This window comes from Burkholderia sp. BCC0044 (genome assembly GCF_902832955.1).
GTDB lineage: Bacteria > Pseudomonadota > Gammaproteobacteria > Burkholderiales > Burkholderiaceae > Burkholderia.
The window spans coordinates 1-305 of sequence record NZ_CADFDO010000025.1; the positions used below are offsets into that span (position 1 = coordinate 1).

A 305-nucleotide genomic window follows, 5' to 3' on the forward strand; every position below is an offset into this window, starting at 1 on the left:
TCCTCGTTCGAGAACCACGTCACGTACTCGGTCCACATCCGCAGCGCGGTTTCGCGATCGAGCAGGTTGCGCTGCGGATACAGGCGCAAACCGCCGACCGTCTTGCCGGCCACGAGCCACGCGAGCGACACCCACGGGTTGTACGATGCGACACGCGTCGCGTCGGTGCCGGCCGACACCTTGAGCCCCTTGGCGAGCATCTTCGCGACAGGCGGCGTCGCCTCCGCGGCTTGCGCGCCGTAGCGCTCGACGAAGTATTCGCCCTGGTACGCCATCCGGTGCTGCACCGCGATGCCGCCGCCGAG

The 305-nt window shown here is 68.5% G+C and carries 1 protein-coding gene; it reads right to left on the reverse strand.

Annotated features, from left to right (window positions below):
- On the reverse strand, nt 1-305 hold a 305-nt coding region (locus HWX14_RS36310), incomplete at both ends, for an amidohydrolase family protein (protein ID WP_175886804.1).